This is a genomic window from Streptomyces rimosus, from assembly GCF_008704655.1.
Lineage (GTDB): Bacteria > Actinomycetota > Actinomycetes > Streptomycetales > Streptomycetaceae > Streptomyces > Streptomyces rimosus.
In genome coordinates this window covers 4,025,831-4,046,474 of sequence record NZ_CP023688.1, presented here as the reverse complement: position 1 = coordinate 4,046,474, position 20,644 = coordinate 4,025,831, and the positions used below count along the sequence as shown (strand labels likewise).

The window sequence follows — 20,644 nt, the reverse complement described above, 5'->3', positions numbered from 1 at the left end:
ACACGGCCGTCGTCACACAGCCGTCCGTCGTCACACACCCGTCATGAGGACGCGCCGCGCCCGAGCGGCAGGCGGTACTGGCCGCCCGCCAGCGGCTCCACGAGGCCGTCCGCGACCAGACCGTCCAGCGCCCGCGCGCGCTGCACCGGCTCGTCCCACACCGCGTCCAGTACGGCCTGGGGCACAGGCCCGACCGCCTCGCGCAGGACGGCGAGGAGCTTGCCGCGCACCTGGCGGTCCGTACCGGCGTACGTCTGGCCGCGGCGCGGGGGGCCGTCGTGCGCGGGTGAACCCGCCAGCCGCCAGGTGCACTGCGACGAGATCGGGCAGCGCACACACTCCGGGCTGCGGGCGGTGCACACCAGCGCGCCCAGCTCCATCGTGGCGGCGGCCCACTTCGCCGCGAGCGGCTCGTCCTCGGGCAGCAGCGCGCGGGCCAGCTTGCGTTCGGCGGCGGTGGTGGCGTTCGGCGGGTACTGCCGGCCGCCGACCGCGCGCGCGAAGACCCGGCGGACGTTGGTGTCCAGTACGGCGTGCCGCTGCCCGTACGCGAAGGAGGCCACGGCCGCCGCCGTGTACTCGCCGACGCCGGGCAGCGCGAGGAGCTGGGCGTGCTCGCGCGGTACGTCGCCGCCGTGGCGCTCCTGTATCGCGGAGGCGGCGGCGTGCAGGCGCAGCGCGCGACGCGGGTAGCCCAGGCGGCCCCAGGCGCGCACCGCCTCGCCGGGCGGCTCGGCCGCCAGGTCGGCGGGGCGCGGCCAGCGCACCAGCCACTGTTCGTACACCGGCAGCACTCTGCTGACCGGCGTCTGCTGCAGCATGAACTCGCTCACCATCACGCCCCAGGCGCCCGCCTCGGGGCGGCGCCAGGGCAGATCGCGGGCGTGCTCGTCGAACCAGTCGGTGACGGGACCGTGCAGCCGGGCCCCTTGGGCGGCTTCTTCGGCGGCGGTGACAGGGGCGGCGCCGGTGGCGGCAGGAGTGGAAGTCATGGCACTGCCGATCCTGGCACGACGGCGCTCCGCCGTGAAACGCACCGGGCCCGCGCCACGAAGTGCCCACCCGCTCGCCGGAATGTCCGGCCCGGTCCGCGCCCTCTCACGAGATGTGACGAGGCCCGGTGCGTGGCCCGTGGGGCGCGCGGGGTGAGGATGTCCACATGATGTGGATGCCGACCGGACCGGCGGGAGAGCCGCGATGACCACCGCAAGCGACTGCCCGGCCACGATCCGCCGGGCCCTGGCCGCGCACACGACGCTGACGCTCGCCTACGCCGACGACGGGGGACCGCAGGCGTGCGCCGTGCTGTACGCCACGGCGGACGGCCCGGTGCCCTCGCTCGTCCTCGTCACCGCAGAGTCCACCCGCCACGGCAGGGCCTTCGCGCGGGCCGCCGGAACCGGCCCCGGCGCCCGCGTCGCCTTCACGGCACAGCGCGACGGGCAGGAGTGGACCGCGCTCACCGGGGTGCAGGGCCGGGGCGTCTGCCGCCGGCTGACGGGAGCGGACCGGGCGGCCGGGTGGCGTGCGTATCTGGAGCGCTTCCCCTTCGTCGCGGCCGACGACCGGCTCGCGGGGGCGCTGGAACGTACCGCACTTTGGGAAGTCCGCCCGGACTGGCTGCGGTTGATCGACAACGGGCGCGGCTTCGGGCACAAGGAGGAGTGGTACGCGCCGTAACCACCGGGAACGGCGGGGGCGTCCTCGGAGACGCCCCCGGCCGGAAAGCGGGCTACGCCCGCACCAATATCTTCCAGCGCCCCGCCGCCAGCCGGACGACCAGCGAGGTCAGCGGCCCGGCGAGCAGCGTCACGCACAGCGTGGCGGTCAGGGTGCCGAGCGCCAGGCCCGCCACCACGTCGTGCGGGTAGTGCGCACCGACGAACACCCGCGAGAAGCCGGTCAGCAACGCGATCGGCAGCACCAGCCAGGCCAGCGCGCGCCAAGCGAACACGATGCCGACGGCCAGCGCCGCCGCGATCGTGGAGTGGTTGCTGGGGAAGGACCAGTCGCCCTGCGGCGGGCACGGGACGATGGAGGCGGCGGCGCCCGCCACGGCCCGGCAGGGCCGTTCCTCGTTCACGAAGCTCTTGACGATCTCACTCACCAGATACGCGACGGCCGTGGCTATCGGCACCAGGATCGCCAGCGCGACCAGCCGCTCCTCCCCCTTTCGGGACCGCCACCAGCCGACGACGGCCAGTGCCATGAGCAGCAGGATGCCGCCTTCCGTGCCGCCGGCGGCCAGCGAATGAATCCAGCCAGGGGTGTCGTGCGCGAAGTCGGTGACGTCGCGATAGAGATCGGTGCTGTACATGAACGCATACGGTACGGACTGTTACGTCAAAGCTGCATCTGGCGAACGTCAAGGGGTGCCCCTGGCGAAAGTGGGGTGGCCGGCGGGGGGTGCGGGCGGCCGGGGATCACGAAGGGATCACGGCCCCGGGCGGCGCGGGACCCGTTTCCGTGCTGATGATCTGAAAAGTTGCAGCTTCGTGCGGCGGGTACTGGCCGGTGTGACAGCTGATCTCTCGTAGAGTTTCCGCGTGGGATCTCTGCGCAATCCGATCGGGCCGCTTCCCTCCTCCATCTACTGGCGGCGGAGGGCCGTTGCGCTGGCCATCCTTGCCCTGCTCGTCCTGTTGGTGGTGTGGGCCCTCAACTGGAGCGGCGACGACGGCAAGGCCGGCGGCGACGGCAAGGGGCAGGGCGCGCCGGGTCCTGCCACGTCCATCACGCCGGGGCCGAACGCGACGGATTCCGGGAACAGCCAAAAGCCGGGCGGCCGCGACGAGTCGGGCGGCGGCAGCGGCGGCTCCGGCCCGGGTTCCGGCGGCGCCGGCGGCTCGGACGGTGGTGCCGCGGGTTCCGGCGGTGGTACGGGCGGCAGCGGCGGCGCCTCGGGCTCCGGCGGCGCGCCCATAGGAGTGGGCAGCGGCGCCGTGACCGTACCGTCCGGCTCGGCGCTCCCGAACTGCGCGCAGGACGACACGAAGTTGAAGCTGCGCAGCCTGAAGGACACCTACGAGCCGGGCGAGAAGCCGAAGTTCGAGGTCACGGTCGAGAACGCGGCCGACAGCGCCTGCAAGGTGGACCTCGGCCGCGGCTATGCGGCGCTGACCATAACCGAGACCTCCCAGGACGAGCGGATCTGGTCCTCCGGCGACTGCCCGCCCGGCAGCGGCAGCAGCGCTCCCGTACAGGTGCCGGCGGGCGGCTCGGTCACCCGGACCGTCGAGTGGGACCGCAGGCCCAGCACCTCGGAGTGCGCGACGCCGCAGGCCGATCCGGTCGGGCCCGGTACGTACCAGGTCGAGGCCAAGGTGGGCGGGCTGGCCGCGGTGCGGGCGTCGTTCGTACTGGCCAAGGACTGAACCGCCGCCCGGAAGACGGACGTTCGAACGTGGCCGGACATCGCCCCCGGCTCCGGCGTCGATTGCGCTGAGAGCGTGCATCCATGGCCCGCCCGGCCATGATCCGGCACAGTCGGCCGCATGAAGCTACTGATGCTGGGCGGAACGGAGTTCGTGGGGCGCGCGGTCACCGAGGCCGCGCTGGCCCGCGGCTGGCAGGTCACGGTCTTCCACCGGGGACGGCACGCCCCGGTGCCGGGAACGGCCGTCGTGCACGGCGACCGCACCGACGCGGCCACCCTCACCGCGCTCGCCGACGGCACCTGGGACGTCGTCGTGGACACCTGGGCCGGGGCGCCGACCGCGGTGCGCGACGCGGCCCGGCTGCTCGCGGACCGGGCCGGGCGGTACGTGTACGTGTCCACCGGCTCGGTGTACCGGCATCCGGCCGGACCCGGGCACACCGAGGCCGGCCCCCTGGTGGACGGCTCACCGGACGCGGAAGCGGTGGCGTACGCGGAGGACAAGCGCGGTGGCGAGCTGGCCGCGCTGGCGGCCTTCGGCGAGGACCGCACGGTGCTGGCCCGCGCCGGGATGATCCTCGGGCCGTGGGAGAACATCGGCCGGCTTCCCTGGTGGCTGACGCGCATCGCCCGCGGCGGCCCGGTGCTCGCGCCGGGCCCGCGGGACCTGGGCCTTCAGTACATCGACGTCCGTGACCTGGCCGCATGGGTCCTGCACGCCGCGGAGACCGGGCTGAGTGGCCCGTACAACCTCATCAGCGAACCCGGGCACGCCACGATGGGCGAACTGCTGGAGGCGTGTGTGGCGGTCACCGGATCGGACGCCGAACTGCGCTGGAGCGGACCGGAGGAGATCCTCGCGGCGGGCCTGGCCCCCTGGACGGAACTGCCCGTCTGGCTGCCGCCGGGCGAGCTGTACGACGCCATCCACCGCGGCAACCCGGCCAAGGCGCTCGGCGCCGGGCTGCGCTGCCGGCCGGTCGCGGAGACGGTGGCCGACACCTGGGCGTGGCTCCAGGAGCTGGACGGGCCGCCCCCGCTGCGGCCCGGGCAGCCGGTCGGGCTGGCGCCGGAGAAGGAGGAGGCGTTTTTGCGCGGTGAGATTCCGCGCGGATGAAACTCCTGCGCGGGGGAGGTGAGATCCGGTGGCGTGCGGGCGTACGGGCGCCCGCACGCGGGACGGAGGACCGGTCCGGGCTCCGCGCGTACGGCCGGTGAGCCCTACACGTACCGTTCGAGGATCGACGACTCCGCCAGCCGGGACAGACCTTCCCGTACGGACCGGGCGCGGGCCTCGCCGACGCCGTCCACCGCCTGGAGGTCGTCCACGCTCGCCGCGAGCAGCTTCTGCAGCCCGCCGAAGTGGTCGACCAGCCGGTCGATGACGGCGCCCGGCAGCCGCGGCACCTTCGCCAGCAGCCGGAAGCCGCGCGGCGAGACCGCCGAGTCCAGCGTCTCGGGCGAGCCGCTGTAGCCCAGGGCGCGCGCCACGATGGGCAGTTCCAGCAGCTCGGCGTGGCTGAGGGCGTCCAGCTCGGAGAGCGCCTCGGGCACCGTACGGGAGCGCTTGGCGGTCGGCTCGGGGACGTAGTCGCGCGCGACCAGCTCGCGCTCCGGCTCGACGCCCGCGATCAGCTCGTCCAGCTGGAGGGAGAGCAGCCGGCCGTCCGTGCCCAGCTCGACCACGTACTCGGCGATCTCGGTCGCGATGCGGCGCACCATCTCCAGCCGCTGCGCGACCGCGGTGACGTCCCGGACCGTGACCAGGTCCTCGATCTCCAGCGCTGACAGGGTGCCGGCGACCTCGTCCAGACGGAGCTTGTAGCGCTCCAGGGTGGCCAGGGCCTGGTTGGCGCGGGAGAGGATCGCCGCCGACTCCTCCAGGACGCGGCGCTCACCGTCGACGTACAGCGCGATCAGGCGCATCGACTGGCTGACCGAGACGACCGGGAAACCGGCCTGTATCGAGACGCGCTGGGCGGTGCGGTGGCGGGTGCCGGTCTCCTCGGTGGGGATGGAGGCGTCCGGGACCAGCTGCACTCCGGCCCGCAGGATCTTGGTGATGTCCTTGTCCAGGACCAGGGCGCCGTCCAGCTTGCACAGCTCGCGCAGCCGGGTCGCCGAGAACTCCACGTCCAGCACGAAGCCGCCGGTGCACATCGACTCGACGGTCTTGTCGAACCCCAGGACGATCAGGCCGCCGGTGTTGCCGCGCAGGATGCGCTCCAGGCCGTCACGCAGCGCCGTACCGGGCGCCACGGCGCTCAGCGAGGCCCGCATCAGGCTGTCCGTACCGCCGCTGTCGCCCGACCTCCGGGTGGGCGGCCCCCAACCGGACCTGCCACCAGACGACGATGCCCGGTCGTTGGCTGCCACTGCACTCCTCCGTCGCAAGGTCTGTCGGTGCCGCAGGCCGCCCGGCAGATGCCTTGGTCACGCAGCTCACGGGCTGCGCGGGCCGACGGCATGACTTCTTTGACAGGCGAGACCGGGGCAAAGTCTACCGGCGCCCAGGCTAGAGGCTGTCTGTAAATGCACGCCGTCCGCCCGTGGGACGGACTGCCGCCCGTGTGGCGGGCATCGCCTCACGAGGCAGGGGCATCACCGCCCGGGCCGGTCTGTCCGGCCGGGGCCTTCTCGCGCGCCTCCCGGCGCGGCCGCCTGGGCAGGACGCGCAGCGCCTCGCCCACATCGGCCACCTCCAGCACCCGCATGCCCGCCGGGATCTTGCCAGGGTCGGCCGGGACCAGGGCGTGGGTGAAGCCGAGGCGGGCCGCCTCGGCCAGCCGGCGCTGTACGCCCGTCACCCGTCTGACCTCGCCCGCGAGGCCCACCTCGCCGATCGCGACCAGGTTCTTCGGCAGCGGGGTGTCGCTGGCGGCGCTGGCCAGCGCGAGCGCCACGGCGAGGTCGGCGGCCGGCTCGGTCAGCTTCACACCGCCGACCGTCGCGCTGTAGATGTCGCGCTTGCCCAGGGAGGCGATGCGCCCGCGCTGCTCCAGCACGGCCAGCATCATCGAGACGCGGGAGGTCTCCAGGCCGGAGGTGGTGCGGCGGGGGGACGGGATCTGCGTGTCGACGGTCAGCGCCTGCACCTCGGCGACCAGCGGGCGGCGGCCCTCCAGGGTGACCGTCAGGCACGTGCCGGGCACCGGCTCGTCGCGGCGGGTCAGGAAGAGGCCGGACGGATCGGCCAGACCGGTGATGCCCTCGTCGTGCAGCTCGAAGCAGCCGACCTCGTCGGTGGTGCCGTAGCGGTTCTTCACACCGCGCACCAGGCGCAGACGGGCGTGCCGGTCCCCTTCGAAATTCAGTACGACATCGACCAGGTGTTCCAGGAGGCGGGGGCCCGCGATGGCGCCGTCCTTGGTGACGTGGCCGACCAGCAGGGTGGCCATGCCGCGCTCCTTGGACGCGCGGATCAGGGCGCCGGCGACCTCGCGGACCTGGGCCATGCCGCCGGGCGCGCCGTCGATCTCGGGGGAGGCGACGGTCTGGACGGAGTCCACGATCAGCAGGGACGGCTTGACCGAGTCCAGGTGGCCCAGGACGGCGGACAGGTCGGTCTCGGCGGCGAGGTAGAGGTGGTCGTCGATGGCGCCGATGCGGTCGGCGCGCAGCCGCACCTGGCTCGCGGACTCCTCGCCGGTCACATACAGCGTGCGGTGGTCGTCGCTGGCGGCCTTGGCGGCGACGTCCAGCAGCAGGGTGGACTTGCCGACGCCGGGCTCGCCGGCGAGCAGTACCACGGCGCCGGGGACCAGGCCGCCGCCCAGCACCCGGTCCAGCTCGTCCACGCCCGTGGAGCGGGCGGTGGCCCGGCGGCCGTCCACCTGGCCGATGGGCAGCGCGGCCGTCGTGACGCGGCCGGGCGCGGTCGTACGGACAGCGGGGGCGCCGCCGAACTCCTCGACTGTGCCCCACGCCTGGCACTCCGGGCAGCGGCCGAGCCACTTCGCGGTGGTCCAGCCGCATTCGGTGCAGCGGTACGAGGGCCGCTCCTTGGCCGAGGATTTACGAGTTGCCATGGGGTTCACCGTAGCCGTGGGGTGTGACAACGCGGGCGGACGGCGCCGACGGGAAGGGACCGGTGGGGCGCGTGCGGGCGGCCGGTACAGAACGTGAACGAGAGCGTCGAGTGGGAAACCAGGGCCTCGGGTCCCCTTTCGAGCGAGAAGACCACCCGTACGGATTAAAAGAGGCCATGCGGCGCGATAGGCCCCGCATCACCCCCCTACCGTCGCCGGGTGATGAGCAGCAGGTCCGATCACCCCACGCACGCCACCGGCGCACATCAGGCGCACGGCGACGGCCGCCGCGCCCTGCCGAGCCTCCCCGAGCGGTACGAACCCCACCTGGACGGCCTGTTCACCTACTGTCTGTCCGTCCTGTGCGAGCACGACGCGGCCACCGCCGTCCTCGGCGAGGTGCTCGCCGTCGCCGACCGGCACCACGGCCGACGGCCCCCCGACACCGCCCTCTACCGCTCCTGGCTGTACGCGCTGGCCCGGTGGGCCTGCCTGCGGCGGCTCGCGGACCGGACCCCGGACGGCGGAGCGGACCACGGTACCGGGGTTCCCGCGGAACCAGCGGCCCCGGACGCCGGGGCCGGTACGGACCCCGCCACGCACCAGGGCGTCACCACCTTCGGTACGGGCGCGTCCACCGAGTTCGGCGCCCCGGCCGGTCCCGGCGACGCCCCCGAAGCGGCGCGCCGCCGCCGCGAACTGGCCTCCCTGGCCTGGCCGGAGGCCGCCGGCACGACCCCCGAGCAGCGCGAGGCGCTGGAGCTGTCCGTGCGCCACCGCCTGTCCACCGAGGAGGTGGCCGCCGTCCTCGGAGGCGACCTGGTCGCCACCCGCACCCTCCTGGCGGCCGCCTCCTGCGAGGTCGAGCGCACCCGCGCCGCGCTCACCGTCGTCGAGTTCGGCCGCTGCCGGGACGTCGCCCAACTCGCCGGAGACACCCAGATGCTGCTGGGTGTCGCGCTGCGCCGGGAGCTGGTCCGGCATGTGGACGACTGTGCCGAGTGCCGCCGTACGGCCGAGCGGGTCACCGCGCACGGCCCCTGGCCGGGCACCGCGCCGCTCGGGCATGGCGCGTTGTCGGTGGTCACCGCCCCGCGTACGGCCGTGCGTACGGCCATGGCGGCGGCGCGCAGCTCGCGTTCGGGGCGCGCCGAGGGGGTGGCGGGCGCGGGCGCCTCGCCGCGCTCCGGGCGTGTGGGCCGCTCCGCTGGCGTAAACGGTTCTCCTCGCTACGACCGGCGTGGCTTCCCCGTCCGCCCCAAGGATCCGGCGACCCGCCGGCGCCGGGCGCGGACCCGGGCCGTGACCACGACCGTGCTCGCCACCGTGCTGGCGGCGCCGGTGCTCGCCCTGTGGGCCGCCTACCGTGGCGCGCCGATGACCGGCGAGTCCGAGGGGCCGTCGGTGACGGCCGGCGAGGCGGACGGCTCCGGAGCGCTCGACGGCGACCCGTACGAGAACGCGGGCAGCGCGCGGGCCCCCGGCGCAGCGCACTCCGCAGCGAGCGGCCTGCCCGCCGTCTCGGTGCAGGTGGTCGGCGCGGACGGGATGCCGCTGCGCCCCGGTGAACCGGACCGTTCCCGCACCGGCCCCGGGCGGCTGACCGTCACGGCCCGGCCGAGCGGCTTCGGCACGGCCGTCACGCTCACCGCCTCCGGCGGCGAGCCGGTCCACTGGTCGGCGCGGCCGGGCGCGCCGTGGCTCCTGCTGAGCAGCACGGGCGGAGTGCTCGACCCCGGCGAGTCCGTCACGATCGTGGTGACCGTGGACCACGGCCGCGAACCGGACGGCTACTGGAACGCGCGGATCACGCTTGCCCCCGGCGGCACGACGGTGACGCTGGAGGGGTGGGGCGAGGGCGGCCACCGGCCGGGTCCCGGGCGGCCCCCGGGCCCCGGCCCCGGACACCATCCCGACCCGAGGCCGACCCCACCGGCGCCGGACCCGACGCACCACCCGACCGCGTCGCCCACCCCCAGTCCCTCACCCACGCCCACGCCGACGTCGGGGGAGCCGACCAGGGGCCCGAGCCCGTCACCGTCCGATACGACGGGACCGGCGGGCTGAGCGGCGGGCTGATCAGCGGATGCGCGCGGCGTACGGCCCCGAAGCGACCGCTACTTGGGGTCCGCCGGATGCGGCGCCATCGGCAGCGTCGCCGCCAGGCGCTCCTCGCAGAGCTCCACGAGCCGGTCGTAGCCCTCCTTGCCCATCAGCTCGGTCAGCTCCGGCCCGTAGGACACATACACCGGCTCGCCGGCGCCGTGTGCCGAGGTCGCCGACGTGCACCACCAGTGCAGGTCGTGGCCGCCGGGGCCCCAGCCGCGGCGGTCGTACTCGCCGATGGTGACCTGGAGGACGCGGGTGTCGTCGGGGCGGTCGATCCAGTCGTAGGTGCGCCGGACCGGCAGCTGCCAGCACACGTCCGGCTTGGTCTCCAGGGGCTCGCGGCCCTCGCGCAGCGCGAGGATGTGCAGCGAGCAGCCGGCGCCGGCCGGGAAGCCGGGGCGGTTCTGGAAGATGCACGAGCCCTTCCAGCACCGGGTCTGGCGGTCGCCGTCCTCGTCCTCCTGGGTCCAGCCGGTGGAGGTGCCGACGTCGTGGAACTGCCACAGGTCGGGTGTGAGCCGCGCCACGTGCTCCGCGACCCGCTGCTCGTCCTCCTCGTCGGAGAAGTGCGCGCCGAGCGTGCAGCATCCGTCGTCCGCGCGCCCCGCCTCGATGCCCTTGCAACCGCTGCCGAAGATGCACGTCCAGCGGGAGGTGAGCCAGGTCAGGTCGCAGCGGAAGACCTGCTCGTCGTCGGCGGGGTCGGGGAAGGTGACCCAGGCGCGGGCGAAGTCCAGACCGCCGACCTCGTCGGCCCGAGCCCCTTGCGCCTCCCGTGCCGCGCGCTGCTTTTCCGCCTTCTTCAGGGCTTTGTTCTGCTTCGCCTTGTTCGTCTTAGCCACTACTCCAGCGTAAGGCGGCCGGTACGCGGATCCGCCTTCCTGCGGGCAGGGCCTCGCCGTCGGTTCCCGGCCACGCGAGAGTAGGTTCAACGTATGAGACTCGGTGTCCTCGATGTGGGTTCGAACACGGTGCATCTGCTGGTGATGGACGCGCACCCGGGTGCGCGCCCGCTGCCCGCCTACTCCCACAAGGCGGAGCTGCGGCTGGCCGAACTCCTCGACGAGGGCGGCGCGGTCGCCGAGGCGGGCGTGGAGCGGCTGGTGGCCACGGTACGGGCCGCAGTACAGGTCGCGGAGGACAAGGGCGTCGAGGACGTGCTGCCGTTCGCCACCTCCGCGATCCGCGAGGCGGCCAACGGGGAGGACGTGCTGCGCCGGGTCGAGCGGGAGACCGGCGTACGGCTGCGGGTGCTGTCGGGCGAGGACGAGGCCCGGCTGACGTTCCTCGCGGCCCGCCGCTGGTTCGGCTGGTCGGCGGGGCGGCTGCTGGTGCTGGACATCGGCGGCGGCTCGCTGGAGATCGCGTACGGGCTGGACGAGGAGCCGGACGCGGCGGTGTCGCTGCCGCTCGGCGCGGGCCGGCTGACCGCGGGCGATCTGCCGGGCGACCCGCCGGAACCGGAGGACATACGGGCGCTGCGCAAGCGCGTACGGGCCGAAATCGCACGGGTGGTGAGCGATTTCACGCGCTTCGGCACCCCCGACCACGTCGTGGGCACCTCCAAGACCTTCAAGCAGCTGGCCCGTATCGCCGGTGCCGCCCGGTCCGCCGAGGGCCTCTACACCCAGCGTGAGCTGGACCGTAAGGCGCTGGAGGAGTGGGTGCCGAAGCTGGCGGCGATGACCGGCGCGGAGCGCGCCAAGCTGCCCGGCGTCTCCGAGGGCCGCTCGCGCCAGCTGGTGGCCGGAGCGCTGGTGGCGGAGGGTGCGATGGACCTGTTCGGCGTGCGCACGCTGGAGATCTGCCCGTGGGCGCTGCGCGAGGGCGTGATCCTGCGCCATCTGGACCACCTGCCTCCGGCATAGGGGCGCGGCCCCCGCCCGTCGGCGGCGGCCCGTACCCTGTCCCTCGTGACGGAGCCAGTGGTGCGCATCCCGGATGCGAAGGTCGCCCTGTCCACGGCCTCGGTGTATCCGGAGTCGACGGCGACGGCCTTCGAGATCGCCGCGCGCCTGGGCTACGACGGCGTCGAGGTCATGGTGTGGACCGACCCGGTCAGCCAGGACATCGAGGCGCTGCGCCGGCTCTCCGACTACCACGGGGTGCCGATCCTGGCCGTGCACGCGCCGTGCCTGCTGATCACGCAGCGGGTGTGGTCCACGGACCCCTGGGTGAAGCTGCAGCGCGCTCGCAACGCCGCGGAGAAGCTCGGCGCGTCGACGGTGGTCGTCCATCCGCCCTTCCGGTGGCAGCGCAATTACGCCCGCGAGTTCGTGCGCGGAGTGTGGCGGATGGAGAGCGAGACGGACGTCAGATTCGCCGTCGAGAACATGTATCCGTGGCGCTACCGGGACCGCGAGATGCTGGCGTACGCGCCGGACTGGGACCCGACCAAGGACGACTACCGCCACTTCACCGTCGACCTCTCGCACACCGCCACCTCCCGCAGTGACGCGCTGCACATGGTCGACCGGATGGGCGAGCGCCTGGCGCACATCCACCTCGCCGACGGCAACGGCTCCAACAAGGACGAGCACCTGGTGCCGGGGCGCGGCTCGCAGCCCTGCGCCGAGCTGCTGGAGCGGCTGGCGGCCACCGGTTTCGGCGGGCACATCGTGGTCGAGGTCAACACCCGGCGGGCGATGTCCGGCGCCGAGCGCGAGGCCGATCTCGCGGAGGCGCTGGCGTTCACCCGGCTCCACCTGGCGTCGCCGACGTGGGTGCCGGGGTCGTGACGGACGGCCCTGCCGTGGCCGGGGGTGCCCGCAGGCGCGGCCGCCCCTCCCGTACGGATTCCGTGGAGGGCCCCGGCGCGCGCGAGCGCATCCTGACGGCGGCCCGCGCCGAGTTCGCCGCGCGTGGCTACGAGAAGGCGTCGATCCGCGGTATCGCCAAGGCGGCGGACGTGGACCCGGCCCTGGTCCACCACTACTACGGCACCAAGGAGCAGGTCTTCGAGGCGGCGGTCGAGATGTCCTTCGCGCCCGCCCTGAACGCCCCCGAGGCGGTGCTCGACGGCGGCCTGGACGGCGTGGGCGAGCGGATGACCCGCTTCGTCCTCGGCGTCTGGGAGAACCCGGTCACCCGCGAACCCCTGCTGGCGATCGTGCGCAGCGCCCTGACCAACGACGTGGCCGCCGCGGTCTTCCGCAAGCTCGTCGTCCGCCAGCTGCTGCGCCGGATCGCCGGCGAGCTGGCCGTACCGGACGCCGAGCTGCGGGCCGAGCTGGCGGCGGCGCAGCTGGTCGGTACGGCCCTCATGCGGTACGTGATCAAGCTGGAGCCGCTGGCGTCGGCGGACCCGGAGCGGATCATCGCCCGGGTGGCGCCGGTGGTGCAGCAGCATCTGACCGGGTCCTGACCGGCCGGGAGCGCCCCCGGCGGTGTCCGCCCAGCGGTCATCTGTCTCACATGCCGGATTCGCTGTCCAGATCTTGGAGGCGGGGCGTAGTCTCGACTGATTCACATACGTACGCGCACCGGGCGTACGGGAGATGTACACGCACCCGAGGGAGTGGATCCACGTGCCCGAGCTGAGGTCCCGCACCGTCACCCATGGCCGCAACATGGCCGGCGCCCGCGCGCTCATGCAGGCGTCGGGCGTAGCGCGCGAGGACTTCGGCAAGCCCGTGATCGCGGTGGCCAACAGCTTCACCGAGTTCGTGCCGGGCCACACCCACCTCCAGCCGGTCGGCCGGATCGTCAGCGAGGCGATCAAGGCGGCCGGCGGCATCGCCCGCGAGTTCAACACCATCGCGGTGGACGACGGCATCGCCATGGGCCACGGCGGCATGCTCTACTCGCTGCCGTCCCGCGACCTGATCGCCGACTCCGTCGAGTACATGGTCGAGGCGCACTGCGCGGACGCGCTGATCTGCATCTCCAACTGCGACAAGATCACCCCGGGCATGCTGATGGCCGCGATGCGGCTGAACATCCCCACCGTCTTCGTCTCCGGCGGCCCCATGGAGGCCGGCCGCGCCACCCTCGTCGACGGCACCGTCCGCAAACTGGACCTGATCAACGCGATCTCCGACGCGGTCGACGAGAACATCTCGGACGAGGACATCCTCCGTATCGAGGACAACGCCTGCCCGACCTGCGGCTCCTGTTCCGGCATGTTCACCGCCAACTCGATGAACTGCCTGACCGAGGCCATCGGCCTGTCGCTGCCCGGCAACGGCTCGGTGCTGGCCACCCACACCGCACGCAAGGCGCTGTACGAGAACGCCGGCCGTACGGTCGTGGAGATCACCAAGCGGTACTACGACGAGGACGACGCGACCGTGCTGCCGCGCAGCATCGGCTCCCGCGCCTCCTTCGAGAACGCCATGGCCCTGGACATCGCCATGGGCGGCTCCACGAACACGATCCTGCACCTGCTGGCCGCCGCCCAGGAAGCCGGTCTCGACTACGACCTGGAGGACATCAACGCCGTCTCGCGCCGGGTGCCCTGCCTGGCCAAGGTCGCGCCGAACGTCGCCCCCGGCGGCACGTACTACATGGAGGACGTGCACCGGGCCGGCGGCATCCCCGCCATCCTGGGCGAGCTGTACCGTGCCGGGCTGCTCAACGAGGACGTGCACACCGTGCACAGCTCCTCGATGGCGGACTGGCTCAAGACCTGGGACGTGCGCGGGGGTTCGCCGTCCCCGGAGGCCGTCGAGCTGTGGCACGCCGCCCCCGGCTGCAAGCGCTCCGCCACCGCCTTCTCCCAGTCCGAGCGCTGGGACACCCTCGACCTGGACGCCGAGGGCGGCTGCATCCGCGACTTCGCCCACGCCTACTCCGCCGACGGCGGCCTGGCGGTCCTCAAGGGCAACCTCGCCGAGGACGGCTGCGTGGTGAAGACCGCGGGCGTCGACGAGTCGATCTGGACGTTCGAGGGCCCGGCCGTGGTCTGCGAGTCGCAGGAGGAGGCCGTCGAGAAGATCCTCGGCAAGAAGGTCAAGGAGGGCGACGTGGTCGTCATCCGCTACGAGGGCCCCAAGGGCGGCCCCGGCATGCAGGAGATGCTCTACCCGACGTCCTTCCTCAAGGGCCGCGGCCTGGGCAAGGCGTGCGCGCTGGTCACCGACGGCCGCTTCTCCGGCGGCACCTCCGGCCTGTCCATCGGCCACGCCTCGCCCGAGGCGGCCTCCGGCGGCACCATCGCCCTGGTCGAGGACGGCGACCGCATCCGTATCGACATCCCGAACCGCACCATCGAACTCCTCGTTTCCGAGGAGGAGCTGACGGCCCGCCGGGAGGCGCTGGGCGGCGTGTACGCGCCGAAGCAGCGCGAGCGCAAGGTCTCGCAGGCCCTGCGCGCCTACGCGGCGATGGCCACCAGCGCCGACAAGGGCGCGGTGCGCGACGTGACGAAGCTGGGCTGAGCCCCGTAACGGCTCCCCGGAACCCCGCCCGCCTCACCAGCGGGCGGGGTTCTCCGCGTTCGCGGCGAAGACCGAGCCGTCCGGCGCGGCCGCGTAGATCCGGCCGTGCCGCGGGTCCGGCAGCGGCGCGGGCAGCTTCTCCAGGTAGCCGCTGCGGCCGGTGGCCAGCCGGGGCGGCGTCTGGCCGAGCAGCGCGCCGCGCCGGGTGTCCACGGCCAGCAGCCGGCCGTCGGCGCCGGTGAAGTACAGCCGCTCGCCCCGCGGGTCGAGCACCGGCGCGGAAGCCCGGCTCACCGACGTCTCCATGGTCCAGTGCCGGTCGCCGACCGCCTGGAGGGTGCCGCCGGCCGCCAGCACATAAGCCGTCTCCCCGCGCACCACGGCCGCCGCGTCGTCCACCGGCGCGGCCAGCGGCAGCCGCCGTACCCGGTGGGTACCGGGGTCGTAGCGGACGACGGCCGCGGTGCGGGTGACGATCAGCGGGTCGGCGGCGGTCAGGTAGACCGAGCCGGACGCGCCCGCGCCCACCACGGTGAGCGAGCCGGGCAGCCGCCGCTCCCAGCGGACCGTGCCGTGCGCCGGGTCGATCGCGGTGACCATGGTGGTGGCGCCGTCGGCCGCGACGGTGGCCGCGTAGGCGGTACGGCCGTCCCCGTACGCGGTGAACTGCCCCAGCGGCTGCGCCGGGTAGCGCTGGTGCCACAGTTCCTTGTGCGTGGCGCTGTCCAGGGCGGTGACCATGCCGTCCGCCGACGTCAGGAGTACGGCGCCGCCCACGAACCGGACCTCGGGTCCGTACCCGGCCAGGCTCTTGCTCCAGCGCGTCGCGCCCCGCCCGCCGGCCGACGGGTCGAGCGCTTCCAGCCGCTTGCCGTCGGGGGACCGTACGTACAGCAGCCCGCCGGAGAAGACCGGGGCGCCCGGCGGGGTGTCGCTCTCGCGCACCGGCTCGCCCGTGCGCCGCCACGTCACCGTGCCGGTCCCCGGATCGACCCGCGCGGCCTTCAGGCCCCGCTCGACGCAGAAGAGGGCAGGAGCGTCGGCGGAGGCGCCGTATGTGCAGAAGGGCATCTCGGCCGGGTGGCCGGCGGGCCGCCGCATCAGCGGGGTGTGCCAGGGGCGGAAGGCCGCGGCGGTGCCGCCGGTGGTGTGCGTCTGGAGCGCCGGGGCGTCGTCGGAGTCCAGCATCTGCACGCCCGTGAAGATGCCCGCACCGGCCAGCACCGCCGCCAGGGCGGCCCAGGCGGCCCAGCGGCGGCGCACGCCACGCCCGGCGCGGTCCGCGTCCTCCTCGTCCGGAGGGGCGGCGGCAGTGGGCTCCGCAGCGCCCGCGCCGGCCTTCTTCCCCGCCTCCGCTTCGGGTTCCGCTTCCGCTTCCGTCCCTGCCCCGGCTTCCGGCTTCCGGTCCCGTACGTGCGTCTCCTCGCCCCGGCCCGGCGCGGCGGACGGCACGGGTGGCGGAACGATCCGTACGGGCTCCCGCAGAGCCTCCCCTTCGGCCTCACGCTGAGCCGGTACGCGCACGTCCCCCGCAGCGGGGGCGTCCGCGAGCAGCACGCCCAGGTCGTCGTGGATCTCCGTGGGCATCTCGGTGTGCAGCATCCGCATCAGCACGTCCGGCGTCGGCCGGTCGGACGGCCGCTTCGCCAGGCAGGTGCGGATCAGCGGCGCCAGGTCCTCCGGAACGCCCGTCAGGTCCGCCTCGTCGTGCACCACTTGGTAGGCGACGATGTACGGGCTCTCCGAGTCGAACGGCCCCCGCCCGGTCGCCGCGTGCACCAGCACCGACCCCAGCGCGAAGACGTCCGCCGCCGGGCCCACCTCGCGCGGGCGCTGGAACTGCTCGGGCGCCATGAACGGCGGCGTACCGATGAGCTTGCCGGTCTCGGTGCGCATCTCGCTGTCCGAGGGGCGCGAGATACCAAAATCGATGACCTTGGGGCCGTCAGCGGCGAGCAGCACGTTGCCGGGCTTGAGGTCGCGGTGCACCACGCCCGCCCGGTGGATGTCGCGCAGCGCCTCGGCCAGGCCCGCGGCCAGCCGCCGCACCTCGGCGGGCGCCAGCGGGCCGTTGCGCTTGACGTGCTCGCCGAGGGTCGGTCCTGGGATGTAGAGGGTGGCCATCCAGGGGCGGTCGGCGTCCGGGTCGGCGTCCACGACCGGCGCGGTGAACGCGCCGCTCACCCGCCGCGCCGCCGCCACCTCCTGCCGGAACCGGCCGCGGAACTCCGGGTCCTGGGCGAAATCGGCGTGCACGACCTTCACCGCCAGGCGCAGCCCCGACGACGACCGCGCCAGGTGCACCACGCCCATTCCGCCGGAGCCCAGGCGCGCGTCCAGGCGGTACCGGCCGGCGTACTGCGGACGTTCCGCTTCCGGGTCCGCCTCGGAACCGCGCAGCGGCGGCATCTTCCACCCCCGTGTCCATGGGCCGCGGATGCGACGCACGGAGCCTAGTCGATGGTGCGTACGGGACAGGAGAGGCTTGCTAGCGTGCGCGTTGCACCGGCCGCGGCCCGCGGACCGGCCCGTGACACCGGAACCAGAGCATTCAACGGGGGAGTACGCATGAGCGGCACACAGGAGAACACCGTCGGTACGGCGGACGGCACCGGCGCCGACGAGGCCGCGGTGGTCGCGGAGGCGGAGGCGGTCACGGAGGCCGAGGGCGTGGCCGCCGAGGCGATGGCGGCGACCGCGGCCACCTACCAGGTCGCGCCCGGCTACCAGGTCAACGTCCGCAGCGGCCCGAGCACCAGCGCCTCCGTCGTACGGCAGCTCCCGTACGGCGCGCGGGTCTCCATCCGCTGCCAGCGCCGCGGCCAGCGGGTCAGCGGCCCGTACGGCACCACCGACATCTGGGACAGCATCGCGCCCGGCCAGTACGTCTCGGACAGCTACGTCCACACCGGCAGCGACGGCTTCGTGGCGCCGAACTGCGCGAACTGAGCGGCGGAGCCGGGCACGGCCGCCCGGCCCTCCCCCGTACCTCCGGCCGCCGTCAACCGGCGGCGGCCTGCCGCAGCTTCTCCGTGGCCTGGGCGGTCAGGGACTCCACCAGCCCCGGGTCGTCGCCGGTGGCCCCGGGGAACGTGACCACGGTGACGCTGGTGCCGACCCGGATCACGAACTCGTCGAACCGGTTGCCGCCCACCCGCATGCGGACACCCACCGACTCATCCCCGCGCCGCGGCCCCTCCAGCACCCCGTAACGCACCGGGTACGGCCCCGCCGTGGCCGTCGCGCACGCCTGCCGCAACTGCCTGGCCTCCTCGACGGCCTGACGGGCACCCGTGACGCTCGGAAACGTCTTGACCTCGAACATCAGGGAGCGCCGGGCCATGGGATTCTCCATCGTCCGGCCGACCACGGCGCTCGGCCGTACGGAACGGAACGAGTCGGCGACCACGCGGTTGCACGCCGCGTCGCCCTTCACGTCCTGAATGCCGTGATCGTCCTTCTCCACCGCGGGCGACAGGTCCTCCTTCGCCACCGACCAGCCCACCGGCAGATCGATGGTCGAGAGCATCGCCCGGGCCGTCTGCGCTCCGGTCAGGGGGCGCGGCTCCGTGGAAGCACCGGTTCCGGCGGGCGCGGGACGGCCGCCGGCGGGCGCGGGGCGGGCTCCGGCGGTCGCGGTGCGCTCGCCCGTGGGGCCGGGCGCCGGGCCGCCGCACCCCGCGACGGTGACCGCCAGCAGGGGCAGGGCCCCGATCGCCATGACCATGCGTCCGTAATGCCTGCGCATACTGAACCTTCCCCCGGTTGGCATGTACAGGCGGATGCTAGCGGGATACGCGCCCGCCTCCCGGGGCGCCCCGGCCCACCGGGGATAATCGGCCCCATGAGCGACGAGACACGGCACGCGCCGGACCGGTCCGGCCCCGAGCCGGCCCCGATCCGCTTCTTCGGGACGACCTGGGTGCACCACGACGGCGGCTACGGCCTGCGCCGGGCCGGGGTCGCCGTGGGCTCCCTGGCACTCGCCGCCGCCGGCGCGGTGGTGCTGCGCTTCGCCTTCCAGGGCCTGGAGATCGCCGAGGTCGGCTCGTTCCTGAACGTCCTGGTCGTGGCCTGCTTCGCGGTGTGCAGCGCGGTTGCCTTCCGCCGTACGTGGGAGCGCCTGACCCGCCCCGCCGCCGAGGCCGCCGCCGACCGCCCGGCCGACCGCTCCGCACAGAGCCTCCTGCTCATCGGCTTCATCGGCTCGCTGCTCGCCTACTTCTGCCGCGCCCTCGTCGAAGCGCCGGGGGAGGGCGTACGGCGCGCCGAGTACGAGGAGGAACGCGCGCGCTACGAACGCCGCCGGACGGCGCGTACCGGCAACCCGGCGGGCAAGAAGGCGAAGAAGAAGCGCGGCTAGGACGGGGCGCGGCCGGTTCAGCTCCCGGGGGTGCAGGCCGCGGCGATCGCCAGGCTGTCCTCGTAGACGTGATGCCGCACGATCGCCCCGTCCCGCACGGTGAAACGCAGCGCGAACGGCGACCGGAAAGCCTTGCCGGTGGCCCGGACCGTCCCCCAGAGGTGCCCGGTCAGCACCGCCTCAGGGCCCGAGATCACCAGCGCGTCGATGGACGCACCGCCCGCGCCAGGCACGGTGTGCTCGCGCAGCTCACGCCAGTGCGCGGCGACGTCGTCCCGCGTCGCGCGCGGCCGCAGCCACGGCACCACCGGATTGTCGGCACACATCCAGTCGACCCGCTCCGCGTAGTGCGCGGCGATGCGCTCGGGCGTCGCTTCCGGGTCGGCGACCGTGGCGAGGTAGGCGTCGACCACGGCACTCGTCGCGGCGCTCTTGTTCTCCGTGGCTGCCGTCTGCACGGCATCAGTGCTGCTCATGCGGACGATGCTGCCGCCGGCCCGGCCGCCCGTCGATTACGTCACAGGTAATGCGGCAGGTCGTGCCACGGTTCCGCCCCGCCCGGCACCATGCCCGTATGCCACAGCCGACGCCCCGCCCTCCGGCGCGCCCGGACCTCGCCCGGTCCTTCGACGCCGTCGCCGCGCAGTACGCCGCCGCCCGCCCCGGCTACCCGCCCGCCCTGTTCGACACCCTCGAAGACCTCACCGGCCGCCCGCTCAGCGGCTCCCGGGCCCTCGACGTGGGCGCCGGTACGGGCATCGCGACCCGGCTGCTGGCGGCGCGCGGCGCCCGCGTCACGGCGGTGGAGCCGGGCGCCGCGATGGCCGCGGAGCTGCGCTCCGCCTGTCCCGGCACGCCGCTCGTCCGCGCCCTCGGCGACGCCCTGCCCTTCGCGGACGGCGCGGGCTTCGACCTCGTCACGTACGCCCAGTCCTGGCACTGGACCGACCCGGCCCGCTCCGTCCCGGAGGCGATGCGGGTCCTGCGGCCCGGTGGCGCGCTCGCGGTCTGGTGGAACGTTCCGGACCCGCGCGTGGGGTGGGTGAGGGAGCAGGAGGCCCGGCTCGCGCGCGTACTGCCCGGCTACCACGCGCACAGCGTCGCCCCCGGGGCCCCGGACCTGATCCGGGGCCTGGACCCGGGCCTCGCACCCGTACTGCGCGAGCTGAGCTGGACCCGCCGGGTGCCGCTGGAGACCCACCTCCGGATGCTCGGCAGCCGCTCCTACTTCGCGGCGATCGGCCCCGAGGCCGCCCGCCCGGTCCTGGCGGCCGAGCGCGCCGCGCTCCTCGGGGTGTTCCCCGACGGAACGGTCGAAGAGCGCTATGCCCTCGATGTGACCGTCACGCTCCGGCCGGCCAAACGGTCGCTCCCGTAGAGCCATAGAGCC

19 protein-coding genes are annotated in these 20,644 nt (G+C 74.1%); 11 read left to right on the top strand and 8 right to left on the bottom strand.

Translation table 11 applies throughout. The features are described from left to right. Window positions 1–41 precede the first annotated feature (41 nt). Complete coding sequence (locus tag CP984_RS16970; RefSeq protein ID WP_003982990.1) at window positions 42–992, bottom strand: HhH-GPD family protein; 951 nt, start codon at window positions 990–992, stop codon at window positions 42–44. A gap of 205 nt (window positions 993–1,197) precedes the next feature. Here CP984_RS16970 and CP984_RS16965 point away from each other — a divergent pair, with 205 nt between their 5' ends. Beyond that, on the top strand, window positions 1,198–1,680 hold the full coding sequence (locus CP984_RS16965) for a hypothetical protein (protein ID WP_003982991.1): 483 nt from the start codon (window positions 1,198–1,200) through the stop codon (window positions 1,678–1,680). Between the two features lie 52 nt (window positions 1,681–1,732). On the opposite strand, the gene CP984_RS16960 is transcribed toward CP984_RS16965, so the two are convergent. Next, entirely contained in the window at window positions 1,733–2,317 is a 585-nt protein-coding gene (locus CP984_RS16960) for a phosphatase PAP2 family protein (RefSeq protein ID WP_003982992.1), read from the bottom strand. Window positions 2,318–2,546: 229 nt separating this feature from the next. Here CP984_RS16960 and CP984_RS16955 point away from each other — a divergent pair, with 229 nt between their 5' ends. Both CP984_RS16955 and CP984_RS16950 read left to right on the top strand, forming a co-directional pair. After that, window positions 2,547–3,374 carry a hypothetical protein gene (locus CP984_RS16955; protein ID WP_003982993.1) on the top strand — a complete coding sequence of 276 codons (828 nt, stop codon included), beginning with the start codon at window positions 2,547–2,549 and terminating at the stop codon, window positions 3,372–3,374. A gap of 120 nt (window positions 3,375–3,494) precedes the next feature. After that, window positions 3,495–4,493 (top strand): NAD-dependent epimerase/dehydratase family protein, encoded by a 999-nt coding sequence (locus tag CP984_RS16950; RefSeq protein ID WP_032921090.1) that lies wholly within the window; start codon window positions 3,495–3,497, stop codon window positions 4,491–4,493. Between the two features lie 104 nt (window positions 4,494–4,597). Here the strand turns inward: CP984_RS16950 and disA are convergent, their stop codons facing one another. Together disA and radA are read right to left on the bottom strand one after the other, a co-directional pair. After that, on the bottom strand, window positions 4,598–5,752 hold the full coding sequence (disA, locus tag CP984_RS16945) for a DNA integrity scanning diadenylate cyclase DisA (RefSeq protein WP_030184262.1): 1,155 nt from the start codon (window positions 5,750–5,752) through the stop codon (window positions 4,598–4,600). Window positions 5,753–5,961: 209 nt separating this feature from the next. Continuing rightward, complete coding sequence (gene radA / locus CP984_RS16940; protein ID WP_003982996.1) at window positions 5,962–7,404, bottom strand: DNA repair protein RadA; 1,443 nt, start codon at window positions 7,402–7,404, stop codon at window positions 5,962–5,964. Window positions 7,405–7,626: 222 nt separating this feature from the next. On the opposite strand from radA, the gene CP984_RS16935 reads away from it, so the two are divergent. Further along, the gene (locus CP984_RS16935) at window positions 7,627–9,471 is read left to right on the top strand and encodes a hypothetical protein (protein ID WP_003982998.1); all 1,845 of its coding nucleotides are present in this window, start codon (window positions 7,627–7,629) and stop codon (window positions 9,469–9,471) included. A gap of 50 nt (window positions 9,472–9,521) precedes the next feature. Here CP984_RS16935 and CP984_RS16930 read toward each other — a convergent pair whose 3' ends face one another. Continuing rightward, window positions 9,522–10,355, bottom strand: coding sequence for a hypothetical protein (locus tag CP984_RS16930; RefSeq protein WP_003982999.1), 834 nt, complete (start codon window positions 10,353–10,355; stop codon window positions 9,522–9,524). Between the two features lie 93 nt (window positions 10,356–10,448). Here CP984_RS16930 and CP984_RS16925 point away from each other — a divergent pair, with 93 nt between their 5' ends. The 4 genes from CP984_RS16925 (at window position 10,449) to ilvD (ending at window position 14,891) form a co-directional block, all read left to right on the top strand. Then, window positions 10,449–11,381 carry a Ppx/GppA phosphatase family protein gene (locus CP984_RS16925; RefSeq protein WP_003983000.1) on the top strand — a complete coding sequence of 311 codons (933 nt, stop codon included), beginning with the start codon at window positions 10,449–10,451 and terminating at the stop codon, window positions 11,379–11,381. 57 nt (window positions 11,382–11,438) lie between these two features. After that, window positions 11,439–12,251, top strand: coding sequence for a sugar phosphate isomerase/epimerase family protein (locus CP984_RS16920; RefSeq protein WP_003983001.1), 813 nt, complete (start codon window positions 11,439–11,441; stop codon window positions 12,249–12,251). Then, the gene (locus CP984_RS16915) at window positions 12,248–12,877 is read left to right on the top strand and encodes a TetR/AcrR family transcriptional regulator (RefSeq protein ID WP_030184266.1); all 630 of its coding nucleotides are present in this window, start codon (window positions 12,248–12,250) and stop codon (window positions 12,875–12,877) included. Before CP984_RS16920 ends, CP984_RS16915 begins: the two co-directional genes overlap by 4 nt. A gap of 163 nt (window positions 12,878–13,040) precedes the next feature. After that, window positions 13,041–14,891 carry a dihydroxy-acid dehydratase gene (gene ilvD, locus CP984_RS16910; RefSeq protein WP_003983003.1) on the top strand — a complete coding sequence of 617 codons (1,851 nt, stop codon included), beginning with the start codon at window positions 13,041–13,043 and terminating at the stop codon, window positions 14,889–14,891. A gap of 33 nt (window positions 14,892–14,924) precedes the next feature. Here ilvD and CP984_RS16905 read toward each other — a convergent pair whose 3' ends face one another. Further along, window positions 14,925–17,300: a protein kinase domain-containing protein gene (locus CP984_RS16905; protein ID WP_003983004.1), complete on the bottom strand. Its 2,376-nt coding sequence runs from the start codon at window positions 17,298–17,300 to the stop codon at window positions 14,925–14,927. Between the two features lie 159 nt (window positions 17,301–17,459). Here CP984_RS16905 and CP984_RS16900 point away from each other — a divergent pair, with 159 nt between their 5' ends. Then, the gene (locus CP984_RS16900; protein ID WP_003983005.1) at window positions 17,460–17,840 is read left to right on the top strand and encodes an SH3 domain-containing protein; all 381 of its coding nucleotides are present in this window, start codon (window positions 17,460–17,462) and stop codon (window positions 17,838–17,840) included. 52 nt (window positions 17,841–17,892) lie between these two features. Here CP984_RS16900 and CP984_RS16895 read toward each other — a convergent pair whose 3' ends face one another. Next, entirely contained in the window at window positions 17,893–18,612 is a 720-nt protein-coding gene (locus CP984_RS16895) for a hypothetical protein (protein WP_156100323.1), read from the bottom strand. A gap of 123 nt (window positions 18,613–18,735) precedes the next feature. Here CP984_RS16895 and CP984_RS16885 point away from each other — a divergent pair, with 123 nt between their 5' ends. Beyond that, window positions 18,736–19,254: a hypothetical protein gene (locus CP984_RS16885; RefSeq protein ID WP_003986493.1), complete on the top strand. Its 519-nt coding sequence runs from the start codon at window positions 18,736–18,738 to the stop codon at window positions 19,252–19,254. 17 nt (window positions 19,255–19,271) lie between these two features. Here the strand turns inward: CP984_RS16885 and CP984_RS16880 are convergent, their stop codons facing one another. Further along, complete coding sequence (locus tag CP984_RS16880) at window positions 19,272–19,730, bottom strand: nuclear transport factor 2 family protein (protein WP_030184269.1); 459 nt, start codon at window positions 19,728–19,730, stop codon at window positions 19,272–19,274. A gap of 98 nt (window positions 19,731–19,828) precedes the next feature. On the opposite strand from CP984_RS16880, the gene CP984_RS16875 reads away from it, so the two are divergent. Beyond that, the gene (locus CP984_RS16875) at window positions 19,829–20,632 is read left to right on the top strand and encodes a class I SAM-dependent methyltransferase (protein WP_030184271.1); all 804 of its coding nucleotides are present in this window, start codon (window positions 19,829–19,831) and stop codon (window positions 20,630–20,632) included. Window positions 20,633–20,644 lie beyond the last annotated feature (12 nt).

Coding starts and splice junctions, on each gene's coding strand:
- CP984_RS16970 (WP_003982990.1), bottom strand. CDS start 992: ATGACTTCCACTCCTGCCGCCACCGGCGCCGCCCCTGTCACCGCCGCC.
- CP984_RS16965 (WP_003982991.1), top strand. CDS start 1,198: ATGACCACCGCAAGCGACTGCCCGGCCACGATCCGCCGGGCCCTGGCC.
- CP984_RS16960 (WP_003982992.1), bottom strand. CDS start 2,317: ATGTACAGCACCGATCTCTATCGCGACGTCACCGACTTCGCGCACGAC.
- CP984_RS16950 (WP_032921090.1), top strand. CDS start 3,495: ATGAAGCTACTGATGCTGGGCGGAACGGAGTTCGTGGGGCGCGCGGTC.
- radA (WP_003982996.1), bottom strand. CDS start 7,404: ATGGCAACTCGTAAATCCTCGGCCAAGGAGCGGCCCTCGTACCGCTGC.
- CP984_RS16935 (WP_003982998.1), top strand. CDS start 7,627: ATGAGCAGCAGGTCCGATCACCCCACGCACGCCACCGGCGCACATCAG.
- CP984_RS16925 (WP_003983000.1), top strand. CDS start 10,449: ATGAGACTCGGTGTCCTCGATGTGGGTTCGAACACGGTGCATCTGCTG.
- CP984_RS16905 (WP_003983004.1), bottom strand. CDS start 17,300: ATGCCGCCGCTGCGCGGTTCCGAGGCGGACCCGGAAGCGGAACGTCCG.
- CP984_RS16900 (WP_003983005.1), top strand. CDS start 17,460: ATGAGCGGCACACAGGAGAACACCGTCGGTACGGCGGACGGCACCGGC.
- CP984_RS16895 (WP_156100323.1), bottom strand. CDS start 18,612: ATGGCGATCGGGGCCCTGCCCCTGCTGGCGGTCACCGTCGCGGGGTGC.
- CP984_RS16885 (WP_003986493.1), top strand. CDS start 18,736: ATGAGCGACGAGACACGGCACGCGCCGGACCGGTCCGGCCCCGAGCCG.
- CP984_RS16880 (WP_030184269.1), bottom strand. CDS start 19,730: ATGAGCAGCACTGATGCCGTGCAGACGGCAGCCACGGAGAACAAGAGC.
- CP984_RS16875 (WP_030184271.1), top strand. CDS start 19,829: ATGCCACAGCCGACGCCCCGCCCTCCGGCGCGCCCGGACCTCGCCCGG.